A 20734-nucleotide genomic window follows, 5' to 3' on the forward strand; every position below is an offset into this window, starting at 1 on the left:
GTAATTGATTAAATGTGTCTAAACGTACAATTTTCTTTTCTGATATGGTGCCCCCATGAGGGATTAATGATTATTGAGTCTAAAATACAATACCTCTTTAAAGGGGAATGTATTTCTTGAGGTATAAATAATAAAGTTACAAGTGAGTTTTGGGAACAGAATATAATTAAATTTGGTTACATCCCAGCTAACTAAACCAGTACAACACTTCACCATATACCCAAACATATTTTTTATTTAAGAGATTGAAGAGCATGCGGCTGAAAACAAATGATTGTGAGAGTATCAAAATGTCCAAGTTTTATAGATTTCTTGTACTAGAACCACAAAAAGGTCCAATGCTAAGAGCATCGGACCCAAGGTTGCTTTTTCATCGGATATCTTCCAACTTCTTAATAATCATATTTGGTGTTGCCCACTCATCGCGATCGAAATCAGAAATAGATACTTCAATATTTAGACGTTCTTGGAATTCTACTAGTAAAGATACTGTACCAAAAGAATCAAGGATACCTTCTTCAAATAGTTGAACATCAGGATTTTCTTTTACAATATCATTTTCACATACTTCTTCTAAAATATCTAATACTTGATTTTTGAATTCTGTCATTAAAAAATCTCCTTTATATCCGAAATGTACTATTAGTAACTTCTTAGTTACAAGAATAGAAATTACTTATTAAAAATAATGATTTAGGTGACCAGAGAAAATTAGGAAACCGAAACATACGAAATGGAATGTAATCACAATTGCAAGGACATGCATGAACGTATTGTTGGGCCAAAATTTATGCTTCTTGTTTTTTCGTTCGAAAATATCAAATAAAATAAACAGAGCAATATGATATAGAGCATAAATAATATATTGAGCAATATCATGACCAGTAATGTGCCAAATTCCCATGACAAAAAAGTTTAAAAAGACGCCAATATATGAAATCATATAGCGATTTTTAATGAGCTTTTTCTTTGTTGCAAAAAAGACAAAGCGCATGTAAATAAAATCACGGAGCCAAAATGATAAGCTCATGTGCCAACGATTCCAGAAGTCTTTAATATTCCGACTGATAAACGGTTTATTAAAGTTTTCTGGTGTTTTAATACCCATCATATAACTGACACCAATTACGAATGAGCTATAACCTGCGAAGTCAAAGAATAGATATAAACTATAGCTATACATGTAAATCATATTTGATAAAATGGTGTTTTGGTGAGCTAATGTTGCATCCATAATATTTTCTTTTATTAGGTAAGCAAGTATAAATTTATACAGAAAACCTTGAAAAATACGGTTAATACCCATGTATAGTAGATTTTGATATTCTTCAGCACTTGGTGGTTTTTGAATATCTTTTTGGAACCTGCGATACCGATCGATAGGTCCGGTTGAAATAGCAGGGAAGAACAAAATGAATTCCCAGAAATTAAAAAATGAGCATTCTTTAATTAAGCCATCACGAATTTCAAATACCATTTGTACCGCCCTGAATGTTACATAAGATATACCAGTAAAAACAATGAATTTTAATTCAGGTACAAATGGTGCAATTTTTGCCAAAATCAGTGGCAAAATCGACAAAATAACAGCCATGTAAAACATGAACGTATTATTATTTTGTTTTCTTAGTAGTAAATAGCCTTTAATAAGGACATATTGCCAAATAATAAATACTGCTAACAGCATTGCTTGATTTGGTTTATCCGAGAAGATAATAGCAAGCATAATTAGCGTTAGGACAGCATTATATTTGCGCAACATTTTACCTCTTAATCCAGCTACGATAGTAGGTATCAATAAAATACCAACTATAGCGAAAAAATAAAATGATCCATATGCGGTCATGCTGTAGCCTCACTTTATAATGTTTTGCAATCCTTTATTCCATATGGTGTTATGAATAATGGATTGGCACATGAATTTTCTTAAAATTATATAGCTTAGTAATCGCTCATTGCATTTTTGGGGTTGCAGATGCTAATAAATAGTTTTTCTATAATCGCATATGCCGGAGCAATTTGTTCCTCTGAAGCCCCATGCATAACTTGTAACGCTAATCCATTAATCGAAGCCAATAAAGCCCTTGAAAATGCTTCTAAATCTGTGATTTCTACATTGGAAGTTTGAGCATATTCTTGAATTAGATCTATCAATTGGTTCTGTAGAACCCGAATTTCTTCCATAATTTTCGGTGACCATGATGCTGCTGCCAATAAACTAAAATACACTTTTCTCCATTCAGAACTTTTGAATTGGTGATGTACTACAAATATAAGTTTTTTCAATTTCTCTGAAAAATCTTGTATATCTGAGAGTTCCTTCTGAATTTCTTTAATTTGTTTTTGCATGACATAAGAGGTAGCGTTAACTAATAACCCCTCCTTTGTTGGAAAATAATAATGAATTAAACTTAAAGTAATTCCCGCTTTTGTAGCAATATCTCGTAATGTAATAGCGGTTGTACCTTTTTCAGCTAAGCATTCAAACGTAGCCATTAGTATTTGATCCCGAGTAGCTGTTTTTTTAGAATTAGACATTGTATTTCACCTTCTTATTTTTTGTTTGGTCAACCGACCAATAAATATAAAATTATACTACCCCATTAGAGCATTTTTTACAATACTGAGTACCACTCCCATGTCCACCAAGCTAAGGTTTTGAAGTACACCCTAAATGAAAATTCTCTTTCTCTACAGTTAGTTTTTTGAGAATTCAGCTCATTTTTTCTTTTTGGGGGTGTTTATTTTTCTAAAGTTGATGGATATGGTGAGACCTCATAGATAAAGATAAGTGATAGCATATATTCTTGTAGTTGTATTTGGCTTATAAAAATTTTCATTTAAATAAACGATGGCATAAAAGCGTCCAAATAGGATGCTTTTTTCTTTGTTGTGTAAAAAATATACAATAAGTATAGGTTTGGACATAGTTATATTGATTGTGTAATTGATTATGAATGTTCAAATAAATATTTGGCTAGATATTTATAAAAGATTTCAATATGGAGGCAGTACGCCATCGCCATGTGAAGCGCCGGTCTGCTAGATCCTCTAGATTTCAAACACTTTTCCATGCTTTACGTACGATAAGAGGAATCGAAACCATTCATACCCTATACAAACAAAGGCGGAGTCTTCAAATAGATTCCGCCTTTTCAGCCTAAAATGAACTAAAACAATTACTAACCACGGCCTAAATGGTTTGCCGGATTTATATACATAAAATAAAAGTAATAGATGTATGAAAGAATTTTTATACTTACGAAAGACTTTTGTAACACTTTTGAGAGAGAAATGAAAGAGGTATTAGATATGATGAAGTTGTTCTTAATAGTAGGTGTTCTAACTCACCTGAAAATCAAGGAGGAAAAATAACAATGAAGAAATTGAAGCCAGCACTTAGTGTATTAGGTAGTGTATCGATGGCACTGACTTTAGCATCCCCTGCTTTAGCAGATATAAAACAGCCGAATGCAGGAAGCACAATTGAAATGTTTAAAGAGGATGCAAATGCAAAAGAAGGAAAAGATCTTATCTATGGAATTGATGGAAAAAAGGGAAAGATGTCTACTGAAAAAATTGAAATACAAAATGACGATTGGGATCAAGATGGTATTTCTAACGACTTAGAAATAAAAGGCTATAAAATTGAGTTCAATCGACAAACCGGGAAAAATGAAGCACAGGCATGGGATCCAGAGCGAGACAAAGATAAATTAAAATTTATTACAAATCCTATGAGCGCGAATTCGGATGGAGATCCTTTTACAGATGCATATGAAGTTCAGTATTATGGCAGTAACTCTGATACTGAATTTAATCCAATGGTCGCAAATATACCGAATTTGCAAGTTGGTATAAAACGTATTGGGGTTACTCCTCTTGCGGCTATTACGGATTCAAACGGTGGGTCCATTGATAAAGGTTGGGAAAAAAGTGTATCGACACAACATTCGTTTGGTGTAGGAGCAGGTGTAGAAGGTGGTGTCGAAGGTTCCGCAGCCGGTCCTGTTCCTTCTGGGAAGGCCTCATTAAATGTAAGCTATGGATACTCGAAAACATCAACAGATACCGAAAGATATTCTTCTAATATAGATTGGTCTACCGCAAAAACTGTCGATTCAGCAAAAGCAGCAAAAGTGAGCTTACAGTTAGAATATAAAAATACAGGGACGGCATCTGCTCAAAATGTTTCTCCTCATTTTAACATTCGTTTAGGAGACAAGATTATCAGTACAGTAAAGGCAACACAAGATCGTTATAAAGCAAATCAGTTAAGTACAGAAAAAGGTGGAAGAAATACAACAGAAGTATTGATAGATAGTGTAGATAATCAAGCAGATGTAAATATTTACTTATCGTTAGATGAATTGAAAGCTGTTGAACAAGGTGCAATTCTTTCTGTTGAAGTACTACCTACGAGTACAATGGAATTGTATATTGAGAAAGATGGAGAATTTATGAATTTAGGAGATTCAGGAAAATTTGAATCTCGTGTAAATGCTTCGACTACAATACTAGAGACTGATATCGGGAACAAACCGAAGTTTAGAATGTATGCACCAGAAGGTGTTGGTAGTGATACAAATTTAACGTTTAATGAGGTTCTGAAGCATGTTAAAGTAGATTCTAAAAAGATAAATGAATTTATAGATAATAGCAGAGGAGATCAAGTTATCATTGCGAAAGAAAATCTAGAAAATGCTAAAAAATCTTATGTTTCGAAAGGCGCAAAAGTCGGTGTTTTCACAAAAATTCAGCAACCGGAATTGTCATATAGTGCTTATGATCCATTTACGAAAAAGTTTTATGCAGCAGTCGTACCTGGCTTATTCGGAGCGAGTAATGAAATCTCTGTTTCTTTTGAAAATAAAAATTCTAAACAAACACAACAAGTAACATTAGTGAGAAAAGGAAACGTATATGAGTCTAAAGAAGCTGTAAGCTTGAATGATTTCAATCCATCACAAAAAGTTACATTTGAAATCAATGATGCACAAAAGAAACTTCCGACACAAAAAATCTCTACAGTTGTTACGTATAATAAAGAATATGAAAATTATTTGACCCATCGATTCAGCGACGAACTTATTGTAGAAGGAACTCCTTATACTCTGCAGCTTAGTGGAAATCCTGTGCTCAGTTATAAAGGAAATGATAAGTGGCAATACCTTGCGTCTGGTGGGAATTACACTCAACCAGTTAATGTAATTATTGAAAGAAAAGGGCAGCCTAAACCTGGACAACCAATCAAAGCAGGTGAAGAGTTACACATTAAAGTTCAAAATAGTGCTTATTCAGGCTATGAATATTTAAAACTTCAAGATAAGTATATCCATTTTGACCAAAAACAAAATGCAAGTACTTTTAAATTTAATCATGCACATAGCCCTGGCTACCTTGATTACCAGAGAGAATGGCACCTACAATCTGATGGTAACAAGTTAGGGTTTTCTACTTATGACGCTGGTTATATCTCATATGGTAATGATAGACAGACATATGGTGGTAGGTTTGAAGATAAATGGAGTCTCGTCAAAGCTAAGTAAAAAGGAACGATTTTGTTGCAAAGTTTAAAAAAACATCGGTAATGGACTGAACCCAAAAAGTTAGAAACAAGAATGTAGGCTGCTAATAGGGAATGAGTTCGATATTGAACTCATTCCTTTTAATGTATCCTTCATTTGTTTGTACTTGAAATCATGTATGTAAAAAACCATAGCTAAAGCAGTGGTTTTTTACTATAAAGATCTTGGAAAATAGATACACAATAAAATCGATCCTGACAAGATAAATAAGTAATCTCTGTAATAAAAAATCTGATTTGAATTTTCGATTTATATGATTGGGATACTACTATTTTAAGTGTTTATCTAGTCATATAAGTAATTAAATACTAAAATTATCATCTAGATTATATTGGCACTTTTAATCGTTTTTAGTGACCATAAGACCAAAGTGTAGGATTCTGATTTAGATCTAGGATTAGTCGTTACATCTTTATATCTGAATTTTATATCTGTAATAGATGAAAGCAGATAAGAGCACCTTTTGTATTATTGGTAAAAAGAAGAGAGGATTACAGATGAAAAGAAGAGTTTTAATCGTAGAAGATGAAGAAAATATTCGAGAAGTATGCAAACGGTATTTAGAAAGAGAAGAATATGAAGTATATACCGCTGTAAATGGCACAGAAGGTTGGGATTTATTTCTTACTCATCAACCAGATTTAATTATTTTAGATTTAATGATGCCGAAAAAAGATGGATGGGAATTATGCGAGGAAATTCGTCAACAATCAAATGTACCAATTATTATGTTAACTGCTAAGGGAGAGGAAAGGGATCGAATTTTAGGCTTAACAATGGGAGCAGATGATTATGTAACAAAGCCGTTTTCCCCTCGTGAATTAGTATTAAGGGTTCAAATTATACTAAGAAGAGGCAGCCAGGTACCGATACAAGCAAAAGAATCCCTAACGGAAGTGATAGAATTTCCAGATTTAAAAATTTATCCAAAGACGAGATGTGTATTGGTTTGTGAAAATAAAGTGGAATTAACAGCGAAAGAGTTTGAGGTACTTTATCTCATGGCAAAGCATCCAAAACAAGTTTTTTCTCGTTCGCAACTTCTTGAACTCATTTGGGATACTGAACATGAAGTGGCTACAAACATAGTAACTGTTTTAGTCAGTCGTTTACGTGACAAACTGGAGAAGCATACGATAAAGAGTCGTTGGATTCACACGGTTTGGGGGATAGGATATCGTTTTGAGCCAAATGGAGGAAGTGAAACATGAGATTACGTATTCAATTATTACTGATGAATGTATTAAGTACGAGTATCATGGTACTTGCTATATGGTATAGTGAGACGAAAATGTTACTTGAACCAGAACAAACAAAGCTATTAACAATAATTGCGGTTGTGGCATTTATAATTTCTACGTTTATTTACTGGTTAATGACACGCCCTATCATGAGATCTATCAAAAATTTAATGGCATTAACGAAACAATTTAGTGATAGACAATTTGAAACAATGTATATAATTGGAAAAGAACCACAGGAGTTTAAAGAATTAGCAACAGCCTTTCAACAGATGGCGAAAAAATTAGAAGAAGGTTTTACTAGGTTAGAAGAAGGAGAAAATGCACGTAAGGAGCTGATCACGAATATTTCACATGACTTACGAACGCCTATGGCTAGCATACAATTGATGATAGAAGCGTTACAAGATAACCTGATCGAAGATCCTGAAATGAGAAAGCAATACTTAGCGACGATCTTAAAAGAAATAGAAAGATTAAGTGGATTAATCAATGACTTATTTGAACTTTCAAAGTTAGAGTTTGAACAAGTAGATTTTTATCCAAGTTTCACACATATAGATAAAGTTCTATTAGATGTATTAGAGTCACATTCTGTCTTATTAGAAGACAAACAGATTGATTTACAATTGCAGGTTCCTGATAGATTACCCCGACTATTAATTATGCCGTGTAAAATAGCAAGGGTCATAGGTAATTTGTTAGATAATGCTATTCGATATTCCCCTGTCTCTGGAACAATTGAGTTGATTGTAGAGGAAAATAAGCAAAATCAACAAGTCCAGTTCATTTTGCGTGATGAAGGAGAAGGAATTTCTCCAAATGACCAATTACGCGTATTTGAACGCTTTTTTAGGACAGATCAATCAAGAAGTTCACAATCTGGAGGATCTGGTCTTGGACTAGCCATTGCAAAATCATTGATTGAAAGGCACAAAGGAGAAATTGGTGTGAGAGATCGCGCAGATGGAAAACAGGGCAGTGAATTTTGGTTTATTCTTCCCATCACATCAGAAAAAAATAAGAACGTTGAAAGACTTTTGTAATATTTATGAAAGAAAAATGAAAGACCTCCTTGTTAACATACTATTAAACAGTATATTAACGGAGGTCTTTTACTTTATGAAAAGAAAATATATATGGTTTACAGGTGGATTTATAATTGTCGTGGGAATCTTATGGTCCTTGTTCCGACCGGAGAAATTATTCATTGATAAGCAAGTGAATGAAGCATTACCACAGACAGAAATGCAACCAATGAAAACAAAACAAGTTCAAGATCAAGTTATAAGTACAGGTCAGTTTCAAAACGGTGTCCATGAAACAACTGGAACAGCAACAATCTATCAATTAGCGGATGGAAAACGTGTTTTACGACTTTCTAATTTTTCAACATCTAACGGGCCAGATGTGCGAGTAGTATTAGTTCCTACAGATCGTTTGAAAAATAATGAAGATGTGAAAAACCACCAGTATATTGAATTAGGAAAGTTAAAGGGAAACAAAGGCGACCAAAACTATGAAATTCCTGAAGGGATAGATGTAAGTACATATGGCTCGGTTTCTGTTTGGTGTAAGAGATTTAATGAAAACTTTGGTGTTGCTTATTTTAAAAAGTAAGCAAGAACATAAAAGTGTGATTTGTGTAACATAAGTATCATTCTATAGAACAAGAAAATGATTAAATACAAAACGACTGCAACCAATGGTGATAGCAATTCATATTTCTTGTCTCTTATTTGGGGTTACCATATCAAAAAAAATTGTACGTTTAGACACATTTTAGACACAAATCAACCTATTCTCTTTACGTTAAGGAAAAGATGGTATACGGCAACGATTTTTTACTTTTGGAGCCACTGAAGATAAGTGTACTTTATAATCCCATTTTTATAATTTTTTCGTATTCGGTATAGTCAAAAAAGAAGAATTTGTTGCCGTATGCCTAAAAAACACCTCTAAAATACATTAAAAATTAAATAATCAAGCTCACCCTTATAAACTTGAGAATTCAATGTTTCATAGATATGGGATTCAGCCGATAGGGGTGGGTTATTGCCGTTTACTTATAGCACCAACTTAACAAACAATTCATATCTATTCGATTTAGCGCACCTTAATAATCTAATAGGCGTCCATTATCATGCCATTGACCGTACATTTTATTTCTTTTAGTGTTTGTTATAAATTTGTCTAATCTACTCTTAAATAATTCTGGCTGATTTTTATTGCTTTGTATCGTGTCAATCCGAATTCTTTTATAAAGAGCTGGAAATTCCAAAAAGTTTCCATATACTTGCCCGTCCTCTTTTAGCCGTTCCTCTATAACCCTATCTATTTTAATAGAATCGTAATCCATATCAGGAAGTACCCTTCTTCCCTCGTCTCTCATTAACTCCAACTTTTCGAGGCGGCGGACACGTTCTTTATTCAATTCAGTCCATGAACTTTTTTTGCTTCTAGGAGACAGTCTCTGCGCCAGTTGGGTTTCAGATATTTTCTTTTTGACTCCATCAATCCATCCAAAGCACAAAGATTCTTCGACCGCGTCCAAATATAGCAACGTATCTGGGGTTGGTTTCATACTAACTACTACCCAACAAAATTTTTCAGTTGTACAATTTTCTTGTAGCCAAACCCTTAAATCGTCTCTCGAATTTATTGGAATTAGATTTTCAATTTCCATAGATAAAACAATCTCCTTTCTAAGTATGGAAAGTAATTATATTCATTATACAACCTTTGATTCTAGTCAATATTGAAGTTATAAGCAAGAGAGTGTAATGATACATATATTCATTTTACAAGCAGTAAAAAGGTCGATTTCTCTGTTCTCAGAAATATCGACCTTTTTAGACTGAATTGATTAAATTCAAAGCAACGTTCAGTGCCTTAACCAAGACTTTAAAACGATTTTTCATACGTTCCTGCTGAGGATTTAGATACTGATGATGTCATTTCATCATATCGAAGTTCTCCTGTCCGTTGTACAGAAAACGGGATTGGATATCATCGACATACTCTCTCGACGTCAGAGATTAAATTGATTTCGTAGATTCCTGATACCAATAAAGTGAATAATCGTTCATGGTAGATGCGTGGCCCAACTGACGCAACATTGTAGAAACATTGCCTCTGTGATAGGTCCCGTGATTGACCACATGCAGTACAATTTCCGACAACCGTGTTTGGCGGATGCTGGCAAATGGATTGTCAAGCAGAATGGTTTGCTCCAAATCGGTCTGGCTTCGGAACCATTCCCTGTATTGTTCCTCTAACTCGGCAAAGTTATGAGAGTATTCATCTACAGAAGACAGAATACTCTCATTCAAGGGTATGCATGCATGCAGCGCCTCTTGCATTCCAGTGCCTGTTAAAACCAGATACCACATCTTATCAACCGCATAGATATGACTAAGGGCATGGGCGATGGTGGGAAACGAGCTGTTCACTTCTTGACTCAGCATAGCGGACGGGAGTTCCTTGATTCTCCCAAGAATCGTTTGGTTCGCCCATGTGTGGTAGTTATACATTTCTATTGGATGATTCATAATTCGTATCGTCTCCTTTTGACTTTTCATAGATTTGATTTTGTTTCTATAGTTATAATAAAAAAAGATATATGACAACAGTCTGTCATACATCTTCATAAAGTTTGAACGCATTTTGAAGTTGTTCTTTGAGGATTCCACGTAGTTCTAGGGGCTCCAGGATTTCGGCTCCACTGCCAAAACTTAGAAGAATGGACCAGAGCCATCGTGCTCTCAATGGCTTATAAACAGGAATTCGCATCGTCATACTTCCATCGGCATGAAATTGCTTATCAACCTGGTGAAACTGATCCATCGCTTCCGCCAAAGTCTCCTTCCCCACCCGAATCACTACATCCTCCAACTGATTTTGCCATCCCTTGCTTGACAAAGCAACCTCTCCCGGCACCTCGTGATGCGGTTGAAAAGTTTCCTGTGTCACGTACAAGTTCATCAACCGGGACAGTCGGAACTCCCGATAATCTCGCCGAGTTCGACAAAACCCATAAATGTACCAATTACGATATTTAAAATGAAGTTTCAGCGGTTCCATATCACGGGTCGTGCGTTCATTCTTAGCATTGATATAATCAAATCGAACGACATTTTGTTGGGTAATGGACGTACGTAACTGACGAAGCGTGTCGGGCTCCGTGCGGTGGGTTTCCAAGTCCACGGACAGACTCGTGACGTGATGATCCGGTCCAATCGTCTGCAGTCTTTCGATGGTCCCTTGCGCACGCTTGTCTTCAAATACGGTGGAGAGGCTTCTGAGCACAGTAACCAGAGAATTGACATCGTAAGAACCGAGCAGGCTTTTATCCATTTTGTATCCGTCCATCATGCCATATCCGCCATTAGATCCCTGATACGATACGACTGGGAAACCCGCAGCACAGATCACATCGATATCCCGATAGATGGTTCTTTGGGAAACTTGAAACTCTTCAGCCAACATGGAGGCAGACAAAACTTCGTGATTTAGCAGCTTGTAAATTATGGAGAGCAATCGCTCCAATTTCATGTGTATCCCCGCCCGTTAGTTCATTTCGTATTACTGCTCATTAGTATATCACAGATTTTTTCTTACTAATCTTGGGATTGGCCTGCTTGTTGTGAAGTCAAACTGGATGGAATTCCCTTTGAGGCCCCACCATATCAAAAAAGAAAATTGTATGTTTAGACACAATTTGGACGCATGTTGTGATAAGCAACAGCTAGTCTATAAACAAACTGTTTCTACTATTGCTACGTAATACATACTGAATTTACGTAAATATTTCTCGATATTATACTATTACTATATAAACTATAATATAAGTAATTCTTTTTATTATTTATTTTTTGTTATTTCCTGTTGCAGAATCCTTATTATAAGGATTCTTTTTTGTATCAAAAATCTACAAAGAAAAAAGATAAGATCGGGAACACAATCTTATCTTTAGAACAAGGAGTAAACAAAAGGAATAACCATCATATTTTTATAATACTCCAATTTTTATTAATTTTGAATATCGGAACCGTAATTACTAAATATGTCTATATTGAGAAAATTATTGCAAAATTAGTTATAAATGATTCAAAAATCCAATGTAAACTTTTAGCCAGTAGTTTACTTTCAAATCACTGACAACGGTCGTTTTGGGTACTTTTCTTAATGGGGTACCGAAACGATTTAGGGAATGAGGGGCCAATCTGGGGTTAAATTACAATTTCAAAATTTAAACAAAATTCGAAAGTAGAATTTTATAATGTTTATTTAGTGAAAACGAGTTTTACAAAAGTATGAAAATAGCAAATTGATACGAACCAGCTGTATTATTTCCATTATCACAAAAAGAACTTGTAGTAATTTCTACAAGTTCTTTTTGTTTTTTTATTCTGTAGGGTCGCTAGTATTACCTGCTTTATCAGTAATACGATAATATAAGGGAATTAGTGGTTGATTATTGGGGGTTAAAAGACTTACGACCAATTGCACCTTTAGCTGAAAAAGCAAGAATTGAGATTTTGGAATACCACACAAGATTGAAAAAAATACGTGATCGATTTGGTCGTTTTCAAGTGAAAACTGATCTACGTTAATGAGTAGAGATTTCAGAATATAAGCGGGGTAATTCCCCTTCCCTTTATGGGAAATCTGACACACTCCCTATTGTTTTTGGGATGTTTTTTACTTAATTTAATTTTTTGTTAAAAAGTTGTTGACTATAAAAATAATTTTATGATATTATAAAATATTTGATAAAAAATAACATATGTGTTAAGGTTAAGAAGGTTACCATATATGGAGGTGGATTATATGTTTCAAATTGGCGATAACATTGTTTATCCAATGCACGGAGCAGGTATAATTGAAGCCATAGAAGAAAAAGAATTCTCAGGAAAAAAACAACAGTATTATGTTATAAAAATGTCAATCAGTAATATGCAAGTCATGATTCCTATGGGTAAAATACTAAGTTCGAGTATACGCCCAGTTACTGATATACTTGCATTAAAACACATTATGCACATTTTTCAGCATGGAGAATCAGATAAATTATTGCCGTGGAAACAAAGGTATAAAGTGAACACGGACAAAATAAAAACGGGTGAAATACAAGATGGTGCTGAAGTTGTACGTGATTTAATGCGTATGAAGAAAGAAAAGGCACTGAATACAAGCGAAAAAAAAATGTTGGATAACGCACATGAATTTTTGATTAGTGAACTAGGATTAATTAAAGGGATCACTGAAAATCAAATAAAAAGTTTCTGTTAAGATTCATTATAGATAATGTATTACATCCCCCGAAAATATCCTGAATTTTTCGGGAATATGATGATTATTAAAAGTAAATCATTTCAAAGATATTCAACTTCTTCAACTCACTTTTAGAGTAGGAACCTCTTTTGTTATTACTTCAATCTTATCCATTTTTATTTTTAAATTTCTTTTACGAACGTTCAAAGTTTCATCAAATAACTCGATTAAATAGTCACTTGATTTTTGCAATCCTGATTCACACTGGCACGGACAAGGATCCGTAAGGATGAAAGAGAGGTAGGGCTTTCATTGTTTTAGGTAATATATTATCTAAGTCATTATTTCTAGAAGAAAAAACAAGCAATCTCACCGCTATCTCTTTAAGAGTTCCTTACATCTACAGAGACAGTGAATAGTAATTGTTTATCTTCTTTACGTAAAATTGATAAACGAACTGGTAACACCATATGGTCAACTACAAAAAAATGGTTTCCAGACCAGGAAACCATTTTTAATCTTATTTACATAACAATAGTAAATGAAGCAGTAAGAAGGAGTGCACACATGAAAAAAATGTTAACAAAAGAATTAAGTAATGAATTAAAGAAGCGAGAAGGGATTATTTCTATTACAGTTGAGCCTTATGAAAAAATCGAAGTTGGTGGAATTCGTGTAGATGGACCAGCTGTGATTCTAATTAATCAAGAATAGCTAAAAATAGTTGAATGAACGAAGAAAAGGATCAGCCTTTACGAGAAAGGAAGATCCTTTTTGTTTGCTACAGCTAATATGGGATATACGTAACTTTTATCTGATGTGTTGGGGTTAAAAGGAAGGAGAGGGTCGGGATTATCATGGTGGAAAGCTTAATATTGGTAGGATTTCTTTTTACGTTATATAAATTAGTTGATAAAAAAATAAACTAATTATTTAAAACGATATATTGTTTCCTTTTTAAGAGCAAGATTTATTTGAGAGTGAAACGGATAATTTAAAGGAGGAATTTAGATGGATGCAAGGAAAGAGCGCATAAAATACGAGAAGATATCAAAGAATTATGATCGTATTTATTCAGTTTCGTTTATCCTATTAATTATACTTGTTTGTAGTAGTGTGATTATCATAGGAGCTACAGGGGGAAAATATGGAGTGTATTTATTGTTAGCAATTTTACTTAATGCACGTATTACGAAAGAATCTCAAAAAAAGTATGAGCACTATTCTAATAAAGGGCGTATTTAAAATCATACATATCCTAAAAGGAACAACCTAGATGTACATTCAAAATATCCGTATATCTTCATCTATTAACTAGTAAAAGTAACTTTATATAAATAATTTTTAGCAATTTAGAAATAGAAACCGTACCTTATTAAAATGTTATTTCCGTTCATATAATGAATTATCCTTCTAGCATATTTATAAGATTTATATCATATATTAGGAGAAAGAATGCAAATTAGAAAGGAGTCTTATAGAATGAGTTATTCGGAAGGAAATGACTTGAGTGAACAACATATGGTAAGTACACCTAATCCCTACGTATATCAGACATTACAATCAGTAATTGGTAAATATGTGGTTATTGAAACTGTAAGAGGTAATGTAAGAGGAAAGTTAAAGGATGTGAAACCAGATCATTTGCTTATTGAATATACGGTACCGTATATTGTACGAATTCAACAAATTGTATGGATTATGCCAAAACAATGATTAAATTAAATCTAATTTGATTTATAACAAATTGGTTTCATAGACGTCCAAATAAAAACACAGGGTTTTATCTCTGTGTTTCTTCAAATTTCCTTTTTTGGATATATGCTTGAGCATGGATAATTTCTTGCTGAAGTTCTTTTAATTCTTCCGTAGATCCTGATTCAATCCCCATGTACGTAGTAACTAGACTAATCATCATATCCATCTTCTCTACTATATTTTGAATGACCTGTTCAGATTGCTCTTTTTTAGGGTGTTGTATTGCTATTAATACATTTTCTATATAATTGTTCTTTCTTTGCTGGATATCATAAATAAACTGTTTTGTGTTTGAATTCATTTGTTTTCCCTCCGTTTTGAATATATTTTCATTCTATCATATTTGAATAGAAAATATTGAGTGGGCCGTTCTTACTTGCAACATTCATCGGTCAAAGGGATTGTCACAAGTGATTTTGGTGAAGAACTCAATTATAAATGGTATGAAGTTAAGAGGTAGGTGAAAAGAGTGATTCTAAACGAGTCACTCTTTTGTTGTATAATTTTTAAATCTTAATAGATTAAATGTATTGTAAAGAAGAACAAAGAGATAGTGAACGCAACAAATTTTTACCATTCTGTTTAGGAGATGTTACTGTGAAAACTATAGAAATTGAAATAGTTAGAACTGGGAGTCGTAAGGATTTAAAAATGGACTTAGATAAAGTTGTAAAAAAGTTTCGTTCAAAGGGTTTAGAGGGTGTAGTACAATATCGAACACAAGCAATTGTAAATGGAATTGAATATTCAGCTTCAATCATTGGGTGTAAATCAGAATGATAAGGGGAAACGTAAGGGGGAGTGAAAATGATAATAAGTATTATAGCGGGAGTATTTCACTTCAGTTATTATTGTAATTATCGTTACGACTTTAATTGCACCTCGATTGTTAAAGTATTTAATACAAGGAGCATTTTAAAAAAGCAATTAATGAGTGAGGTCAGATTTTAGTTATTTTGTATATAAGCTGTCCATATGGGTAGTTTATTGTATTTTTGCTTAGCGTGGGTTTTTTCCGAAATGCTGGCGATACCTCTCATAATAAAATGAAAATAAACTTTTGAATATTAGTTTACTTTTGTTTTTAATTCCCCAATAAATATTAAATTAACTATTTGTGGTAAAATATGTATATGGTATTCAAAAAATAATAACAGAAAGAAAACTTAATGGAAAGCTCACATCAATTGGATCCTTACTACCCAATTGATGCGAGCTAAGCAAATAAAAAAGCAGTACCACCGCTATAAAAGTGTTGGTACTGCCATATAGAGTGACAAGTGTTTTGTTAATTAAAACGTACTTGCTACTTTAATCGCTTTTTCAAGCCCTGCAGCAACAATTTCTTCTGCTTTATCAGGAAATTGATTGTGGCCCTCAATCACGACTTTCTCCATATCTTTTACACCAAAGAAGCTCATCATACTTGCTACATATTTAACAGCCATTTCCATTGGGGCTTTTGGTCCTTCAGAATATACACCGCCACTTGCGTTTAATAATGCAATTTTCTTATTTCCAATAAGACCTACTGGACCTTCTGACGTATATTTAAATGTTTTTCCCGCGCGGTTTAAGTAATCAATATAAGTGTGTAGTACAGCTGGGATTGTTAAATTCCATAATGGGAAACAAAAAACAACTTTATCAGCTGCAAGGAATTGATCTAAATATTTATCAGCAATACCTACAGCCGTTGCTTCTTCTGCTGTTAAATCAAATCCTCTACCAGACTTAAATGTACCGTTAATCATATCTACTCCTACATATGGCAATTCCTCATTGTATAAATCAAGCTCTACCACTGTATCATTTGGATGTGATTCTTTATAACTTGCTAAAAATGCATAATATAATTTCACACTCACTGATTGATCTGCTGGACGGTTGTTTGCTTTTACAAATAAAACTGTTGTCATTCTCTTCTCCTCCTGTTACTCACTTTTACGTTGTTCTATATTTACCCAGTAAAAATGGGTATCCCATTTCTTTTATAATAAAAAACAATGTGGTCAACTTTATTGACTATGTTCCGTATAGTACAATAAAAATCGAATAAAGTCAACTCGATTGACTTTATTCGATTTTATATATGAATCATCAAGTATTTATAGCATTAACAATCTCCGTATACATTACAGTCCAGCTAACTCATTCTCTTTACCCTTTTCTAATTCTTGATCAATCGCCTTTGCTAATATTTCTTTGCTAGTAAATCCTTGAATGGCTTCGTCACCAATAATGAACGTTGGAACAGCCATAATTTGAGCTTCTTGATGGGCATGTCTTAGAGCTTCTTGATGCATTTTTCGGTACTTTCGTGATACTAATGCTTCTTTAAATGCAACCTGAGAAAGTCCCACTTCCACCGCTAATTTTGTTAGCACTTCGATGTCTTCAATATTTTGTACCTCTTGGAAATGTGCAATAAACACTCTATGGTGAAACTCATTTCCTTTTCCAAGTTCCTTTGCAAATTGATAACCTTCAAACGCAAGATGTGTATACGAACGAAAATGTGGTAACTTTATTTCTAATCCTAATTTTTCAGCAGTAGGATAAATAAATGAATCCCAAGCTGCCATTACACGAGTTTGTGTCCGTGGATCAATTTTCGGAGATGGACTAGGACGCAATTCAAATGGCATCCATTCTACTTCTACATCTTTTTCCTTTACAACCTCATTCAAAGGACCTGTTGCTAAAAAACAAAATGCGCATATAAAATCAGAATAAACTTTAATTTTTATAGTCATATATACGTTTCCTCACTTTTTTTATCCAGATGTAACACGTTAAGTTACATCTGGATAAAAAAATATATGCTTACATTGTATCCGCATACTTACGGCGAAAAATTTATTTACTAATAATGTAACGGGATTGTTCCATTCTTATACTCTCTAAATACTTGACCCATGATTTATTGTGCTTAGATTACAATAAACTCTAAAACAATTTTTAGATTTGCTCCTATAGGAGAATCAAGATTCGGTTTTTCATAGAAATGAAACAATTCTTTTGCTTCTACAACATCCCCCGAGCAGTATACGTCTAATTAAGTATCTACACTGTTTTTAGAAAAAGAAAAAAGTTTCTTTTGAAACTGATCTTTCCTAACCTTAGTTTGATAACAATGGTATACCGGCAACAAAATAGAAAAACTCGAATGGTTTTTTCATCATTATTTTAACATCGATTTAAATTATATTGCCTGGAATCATCTATAACGGCATGAAACCAATAGCATTTCTTATATAGATTTATTTCATATGGGTTTTCCCATTTTGCGAGCGATATACCTATCATGAATACAAATTTATCTTGGTTCAATAACAATGTGGTAAAACATCATCCTTACAATATCTTTTTAAAACTGTACTCCATGTCCCCACCTAGAGCTTCAGGTGTATCACCAGTTTCTCTGAAATCATGTGTATGAATTTGTTCGAACGGACCAAAATCTGTTTGTTTATAAAATTCATAGCAAGGGAATCCATCATGTTTACCTTCAATATCAACAGTACCATCTTTTTTGACATGCACAATTAAAAGATAGTCAACAGTAGGTGCATTTATATTTAATGGATTGCTAGCACTTGCACTCATTTGAAACTTGACGTCATCAGAAGCCCATTCAATATCAGTGCATACAATACGTTCTGTACTAGCTTTTCCTGTTTTTTTATTGACGACACCATCTGAATTTGTAACTCTTTCCGTTGTTATACCCGTATTCCCATATGTGAAAATTTCTTCTTTATGAAAATCTACAACTACTTCTTGTTCAACTCTAGAACGCATAGCGTTTACAGTATAAGGGGTAAATTCACGTGAGTCACCTTCGAATTCGATTAAGTTTCCCTTTTGTTTATCTTCCTTAGGTCCAGTCCAACCTATTGCAGTCCAAGACATTGGAATGAATACACTTGCTCTAATTTTAACGATATTAGTCATGAGAAGCACCTCTGTAATTTTAATTTTATTTTGGATAATACATAACCTTTAATCATTGAGCAAAACAGGCCACAATTTCTTTAGAACAATCAATTGTTTTCCATTTATACTAGCTACCGCTTGTAAAGTGTGATACTCTTCTGATTCATATTTATATTTAAATTGTCTTTTTAAAACTGTATTCCATCTCTCCAGCTAGCGCCGCTGGAGTGTCACCAGTTTCTCTGTAATCATGTGTATAGATTAATTCAAATCGACCAAAATCCGTTTGCTTATAAAATTCATAGCAAGGGAACCCATCATGAGAACCTTCAATATGCAAGGCTCCACTTTTGTTAACACGTATAGTTAATAAATAGTCAGCCGCAGGTGCTGCTGTATTTAAAGGATTGTTAGCACTTGCCTTCATTTCAAAAGAGACTTCATCAGCGCCCCACAAAACATTCGTACATACAATGTTTTGTGTATCTGTTTTTCCTTTTTTATGCTCAATAGAACCATCTGGATTTGTAATTTTTACAGTTGTAATACAAGCATCTGCAAATGTGAAAATTTCTTTTTTATAAAAATCAATAATTACTTCTTGCTCTAATCTTGACCGCATTGTGTTTACAGCATATGGTGTAAATTCACGTGCATCACCAGTATATTCGAATACTCTTCCTGTTGAAGAATCTTTAATAGGTGCCAACCAAGCATATGGTGCAAATACACTACCTCTAATTTTAACGATATTAGCCATGAGAAACCTCCATAATTTATTAATTTTTATTTTGGTGAATCCTATTTCTTTCATAATCATAATATAGCCAATTCAATTGACTATATTATGCATAGTGCAATGGAATCTAACATAGTCAACATAATTGACTATGTTAAGCATAGTACAATGGAATTCCAACAAAGTCAACCGGGTTGACTTTGTTGGAGGAGGTTTTATATATGAATCATCAAGTATGTAATGAATTGGATCTTAAATCGCTTTTGTCATTATCCTTTAGTACATCGATTAATGAACTACATGACAGATTGAGTGAATTGGAATTTGAAGACATTAGACCTGTACATGATTTTATGTTTAAATGCATCACTCCTAGTGGAGCAACAGGTATAGAACTAGCCGAATATTTAGGAATTACAAAGCAAGCTGTGAGTAAAATGGTGGATTATCTTGAGAAAAGTGGTTATGTAATGCGCCAAACTTATCCCACTGATAAGAGAGGGAATATTATTGTTTTGACTGAACGAGGGTGGTTAGTAGTGCAAGCAAAAGAGGAGATACTAGCTGAGATTGAGGGGAGCTGGATTGAAAACATAGGTGCAGAACGAATGCAAATGCTCAAAGAGGATTTAACAAAATTAGTATATGAAGCAAATGAAGGTAAATTGTCATCGTGGTTAAGACCTGTCTGGTAAGAATAAAGTCTATAAAGGGGATCAACCAAACATTCATTAACTTACGAAACAGATGATTCCCCAAATGATAAAAATCCGTATTTGTCTGTCAATAGTGCAAAAAAATTGTTTAGTGATGAATTAGGTAAAAGTTAAGTAGAAGCTTAGTGATTTGTTAAAAAAATATTTAAAAATCTTTAGCAACTTCTTTAGCTCTAAGAATAGCCTTTTTCTTCATTTCTTGTGCCTTTTCTGGAAACTTGTTGTGGCCTCAATAAATATTCCTTCAAAGGAGGAAGTACCGAAAAATTCCATCATAACTTCTAAATAAAGATGACCCATTTCTCTATAAGCTTCTGACCCTTCAGAGTAAATATCACCGCGTGCTTGAATGTGTAAGGCTTTTTTCCCTGTCAGTAATCCTATTGATCCTTCTTTTGAATATTTAAATGTTTTTCCTGAAACAGCCACAGCGTCCAAATATGTTTTCAAAATGGCTGGAATAACAACCGATTAACG

21 protein-coding genes and 4 pseudogenes are annotated in these 20734 nt (G+C 33.6%); 12 read left to right on the top strand and 13 right to left on the bottom strand.

Annotated elements, in window-relative coordinates:
• Window positions 1–370: 370 nt before the first annotated feature.
• The 3 genes from dltC to ACUN26_RS27470 form a co-directional block, all read right to left on the bottom strand.
• Window positions 371–610: a D-alanine--poly(phosphoribitol) ligase subunit DltC gene (gene dltC, locus ACUN26_RS27460; RefSeq protein WP_000134285.1), complete on the bottom strand. Its 240-nt coding sequence runs from the start codon at window positions 608–610 to the stop codon at window positions 371–373.
• Window positions 611–679: 69 nt separating this feature from the next.
• A complete protein-coding gene (gene dltB / locus ACUN26_RS27465) occupies window positions 680–1846 on the bottom strand; it encodes a D-alanyl-lipoteichoic acid biosynthesis protein DltB (RefSeq protein WP_000127960.1) in 1167 nt (388 codons plus the stop codon).
• A gap of 95 nt (window positions 1847–1941) precedes the next feature.
• Window positions 1942–2538: a TetR/AcrR family transcriptional regulator gene (locus ACUN26_RS27470; RefSeq protein ID WP_000071633.1), complete on the bottom strand. Its 597-nt coding sequence runs from the start codon at window positions 2536–2538 to the stop codon at window positions 1942–1944.
• Between the two features lie 479 nt (window positions 2539–3017).
• Here ACUN26_RS27470 and ACUN26_RS27475 point away from each other — a divergent pair.
• The 5 genes and pseudogenes from ACUN26_RS27475 to ACUN26_RS27495 form a co-directional block, all read left to right on the top strand.
• Window positions 3018–3164 (top strand): annotated as a pseudogene (locus ACUN26_RS27475) (IS6 family transposase); the annotation flags it as partial.
• 213 nt (window positions 3165–3377) lie between these two features.
• A complete protein-coding gene (locus ACUN26_RS27480; RefSeq protein WP_000734347.1) occupies window positions 3378–5549 on the top strand; it encodes a binary toxin-like calcium binding domain-containing protein in 2172 nt (723 codons plus the stop codon).
• A 536-nt stretch (window positions 5550–6085) separates the two neighbouring features.
• Window positions 6086–6799, top strand: coding sequence for a response regulator transcription factor (locus ACUN26_RS27485; RefSeq protein WP_000830325.1), 714 nt, complete (start codon window positions 6086–6088; stop codon window positions 6797–6799).
• Window positions 6796–7875, top strand: coding sequence for a sensor histidine kinase (locus ACUN26_RS27490; RefSeq protein WP_001239405.1), 1080 nt, complete (start codon window positions 6796–6798; stop codon window positions 7873–7875). The genes ACUN26_RS27485 and ACUN26_RS27490 overlap by 4 nt, the downstream gene beginning before the upstream one ends.
• A gap of 76 nt (window positions 7876–7951) precedes the next feature.
• Window positions 7952–8449 (top strand): DM13 domain-containing protein, encoded by a 498-nt coding sequence (locus tag ACUN26_RS27495; RefSeq protein ID WP_000824691.1) that lies wholly within the window; start codon window positions 7952–7954, stop codon window positions 8447–8449.
• 51 nt (window positions 8450–8500) lie between these two features.
• Here ACUN26_RS27495 and ACUN26_RS27500 read toward each other — a convergent pair.
• The 4 genes and pseudogenes from ACUN26_RS27500 to ACUN26_RS27515 all read right to left on the bottom strand — a co-directional run.
• Window positions 8501–8581, bottom strand: a pseudogene (locus ACUN26_RS27500) (helix-turn-helix domain-containing protein); the annotation flags it as partial.
• A 364-nt stretch (window positions 8582–8945) separates the two neighbouring features.
• A complete protein-coding gene (locus ACUN26_RS27505) occupies window positions 8946–9515 on the bottom strand; it encodes a YdeI/OmpD-associated family protein (protein WP_000402104.1) in 570 nt (189 codons plus the stop codon).
• Window positions 9516–9867: 352 nt separating this feature from the next.
• Complete coding sequence (locus tag ACUN26_RS27510; RefSeq protein WP_001016311.1) at window positions 9868–10380, bottom strand: DinB family protein; 513 nt, start codon at window positions 10378–10380, stop codon at window positions 9868–9870.
• 85 nt (window positions 10381–10465) lie between these two features.
• Window positions 10466–11383: a helix-turn-helix transcriptional regulator gene (locus ACUN26_RS27515; RefSeq protein WP_000764451.1), complete on the bottom strand. Its 918-nt coding sequence runs from the start codon at window positions 11381–11383 to the stop codon at window positions 10466–10468.
• A gap of 911 nt (window positions 11384–12294) precedes the next feature.
• Between ACUN26_RS27515 and ACUN26_RS27520 the strand changes: the two are divergent.
• The 5 genes and pseudogenes from ACUN26_RS27520 to ACUN26_RS27540 form a co-directional block, all read left to right on the top strand.
• A pseudogene (locus ACUN26_RS27520) lies at window positions 12295–12444 on the top strand (acyl-ACP desaturase); the annotation flags it as partial.
• 217 nt (window positions 12445–12661) lie between these two features.
• Window positions 12662–13123 (top strand): CarD family transcriptional regulator, encoded by a 462-nt coding sequence (locus ACUN26_RS27525; protein WP_000486314.1) that lies wholly within the window; start codon window positions 12662–12664, stop codon window positions 13121–13123.
• Between the two features lie 549 nt (window positions 13124–13672).
• On the top strand, window positions 13673–13819 hold the full coding sequence (locus tag ACUN26_RS27530; RefSeq protein ID WP_000738547.1) for a BC1881 family protein: 147 nt from the start codon (window positions 13673–13675) through the stop codon (window positions 13817–13819).
• 297 nt (window positions 13820–14116) lie between these two features.
• Window positions 14117–14350 (top strand): hypothetical protein, encoded by a 234-nt coding sequence (locus ACUN26_RS27535; RefSeq protein WP_000340028.1) that lies wholly within the window; start codon window positions 14117–14119, stop codon window positions 14348–14350.
• 237 nt (window positions 14351–14587) lie between these two features.
• Entirely contained in the window at window positions 14588–14821 is a 234-nt protein-coding gene (locus ACUN26_RS27540) for a YuzF family protein (protein ID WP_000122225.1), read from the top strand.
• Between the two features lie 67 nt (window positions 14822–14888).
• Here ACUN26_RS27540 and ACUN26_RS27545 read toward each other — a convergent pair whose 3' ends face one another.
• A complete protein-coding gene (locus ACUN26_RS27545; protein WP_001087721.1) occupies window positions 14889–15164 on the bottom strand; it encodes a hypothetical protein in 276 nt (91 codons plus the stop codon).
• A 296-nt stretch (window positions 15165–15460) separates the two neighbouring features.
• On the opposite strand from ACUN26_RS27545, the gene ACUN26_RS27550 reads away from it, so the two are divergent.
• On the top strand, window positions 15461–15643 hold the full coding sequence (locus ACUN26_RS27550) for a hypothetical protein (protein ID WP_000848331.1): 183 nt from the start codon (window positions 15461–15463) through the stop codon (window positions 15641–15643).
• A gap of 512 nt (window positions 15644–16155) precedes the next feature.
• Here ACUN26_RS27550 and ACUN26_RS27555 read toward each other — a convergent pair.
• The 4 genes from ACUN26_RS27555 to ACUN26_RS27570 form a co-directional block, all read right to left on the bottom strand.
• The gene (locus ACUN26_RS27555) at window positions 16156–16782 is read right to left on the bottom strand and encodes an FMN-dependent NADH-azoreductase (RefSeq protein ID WP_000214301.1); all 627 of its coding nucleotides are present in this window, start codon (window positions 16780–16782) and stop codon (window positions 16156–16158) included.
• Between the two features lie 216 nt (window positions 16783–16998).
• Window positions 16999–17619 carry a DsbA family oxidoreductase gene (locus tag ACUN26_RS27560; RefSeq protein WP_002040165.1) on the bottom strand — a complete coding sequence of 207 codons (621 nt, stop codon included), beginning with the start codon at window positions 17617–17619 and terminating at the stop codon, window positions 16999–17001.
• Window positions 17620–18220: 601 nt separating this feature from the next.
• Entirely contained in the window at window positions 18221–18820 is a 600-nt protein-coding gene (locus ACUN26_RS27565) for a DUF3238 domain-containing protein (RefSeq protein WP_000182098.1), read from the bottom strand.
• Between the two features lie 157 nt (window positions 18821–18977).
• Window positions 18978–19562, bottom strand: a complete 585-nt coding sequence (locus ACUN26_RS27570; RefSeq protein WP_001284288.1) for a DUF3238 domain-containing protein — start codon at window positions 19560–19562, stop codon at window positions 18978–18980.
• A 200-nt stretch (window positions 19563–19762) separates the two neighbouring features.
• Here ACUN26_RS27570 and ACUN26_RS27575 point away from each other — a divergent pair, with 200 nt between their 5' ends.
• Window positions 19763–20236, top strand: coding sequence for a MarR family winged helix-turn-helix transcriptional regulator (locus ACUN26_RS27575; protein ID WP_001016481.1), 474 nt, complete (start codon window positions 19763–19765; stop codon window positions 20234–20236).
• 166 nt (window positions 20237–20402) lie between these two features.
• On the opposite strand, the pseudogene ACUN26_RS27580 reads toward ACUN26_RS27575, so the two are convergent.
• A pseudogene (locus ACUN26_RS27580) lies at window positions 20403–20716 on the bottom strand (NAD(P)H-dependent oxidoreductase); the annotation flags it as partial.
• Window positions 20717–20734 lie beyond the last annotated feature (18 nt).

The sequence above is a fragment of the Bacillus sp. WC2503 genome, from assembly GCF_052682895.1.

Coding starts and splice junctions, on each gene's coding strand:
- ACUN26_RS27565 (WP_000182098.1), bottom strand. CDS start 18,820: ATGACTAATATCGTTAAAATTAGAGCAAGTGTATTCATTCCAATGTCT.
- ACUN26_RS27490 (WP_001239405.1), top strand. CDS start 6,796: ATGAGATTACGTATTCAATTATTACTGATGAATGTATTAAGTACGAGT.
- dltC (WP_000134285.1), bottom strand. CDS start 610: ATGACAGAATTCAAAAATCAAGTATTAGATATTTTAGAAGAAGTATGT.
- ACUN26_RS27505 (WP_000402104.1), bottom strand. CDS start 9,515: ATGGAAATTGAAAATCTAATTCCAATAAATTCGAGAGACGATTTAAGG.
- ACUN26_RS27470 (WP_000071633.1), bottom strand. CDS start 2,538: ATGTCTAATTCTAAAAAAACAGCTACTCGGGATCAAATACTAATGGCT.
- ACUN26_RS27510 (WP_001016311.1), bottom strand. CDS start 10,380: ATGAATCATCCAATAGAAATGTATAACTACCACACATGGGCGAACCAA.
- ACUN26_RS27560 (WP_002040165.1), bottom strand. CDS start 17,619: ATGACTATAAAAATTAAAGTTTATTCTGATTTTATATGCGCATTTTGT.
- ACUN26_RS27485 (WP_000830325.1), top strand. CDS start 6,086: ATGAAAAGAAGAGTTTTAATCGTAGAAGATGAAGAAAATATTCGAGAA.
- ACUN26_RS27530 (WP_000738547.1), top strand. CDS start 13,673: ATGAAAAAAATGTTAACAAAAGAATTAAGTAATGAATTAAAGAAGCGA.
- ACUN26_RS27570 (WP_001284288.1), bottom strand. CDS start 19,562: ATGGCTAATATCGTTAAAATTAGAGGTAGTGTATTTGCACCATATGCT.
- ACUN26_RS27555 (WP_000214301.1), bottom strand. CDS start 16,782: ATGACAACAGTTTTATTTGTAAAAGCAAACAACCGTCCAGCAGATCAA.
- ACUN26_RS27540 (WP_000122225.1), top strand. CDS start 14,588: ATGAGTTATTCGGAAGGAAATGACTTGAGTGAACAACATATGGTAAGT.
- dltB (WP_000127960.1), bottom strand. CDS start 1,846: ATGACCGCATATGGATCATTTTATTTTTTCGCTATAGTTGGTATTTTA.
- ACUN26_RS27515 (WP_000764451.1), bottom strand. CDS start 11,383: ATGAAATTGGAGCGATTGCTCTCCATAATTTACAAGCTGCTAAATCAC.
- ACUN26_RS27525 (WP_000486314.1), top strand. CDS start 12,662: ATGTTTCAAATTGGCGATAACATTGTTTATCCAATGCACGGAGCAGGT.
- ACUN26_RS27495 (WP_000824691.1), top strand. CDS start 7,952: ATGAAAAGAAAATATATATGGTTTACAGGTGGATTTATAATTGTCGTG.
- ACUN26_RS27535 (WP_000340028.1), top strand. CDS start 14,117: ATGGATGCAAGGAAAGAGCGCATAAAATACGAGAAGATATCAAAGAAT.
- ACUN26_RS27545 (WP_001087721.1), bottom strand. CDS start 15,164: ATGAATTCAAACACAAAACAGTTTATTTATGATATCCAGCAAAGAAAG.
- ACUN26_RS27575 (WP_001016481.1), top strand. CDS start 19,763: ATGAATCATCAAGTATGTAATGAATTGGATCTTAAATCGCTTTTGTCA.
- ACUN26_RS27480 (WP_000734347.1), top strand. CDS start 3,378: ATGAAGAAATTGAAGCCAGCACTTAGTGTATTAGGTAGTGTATCGATG.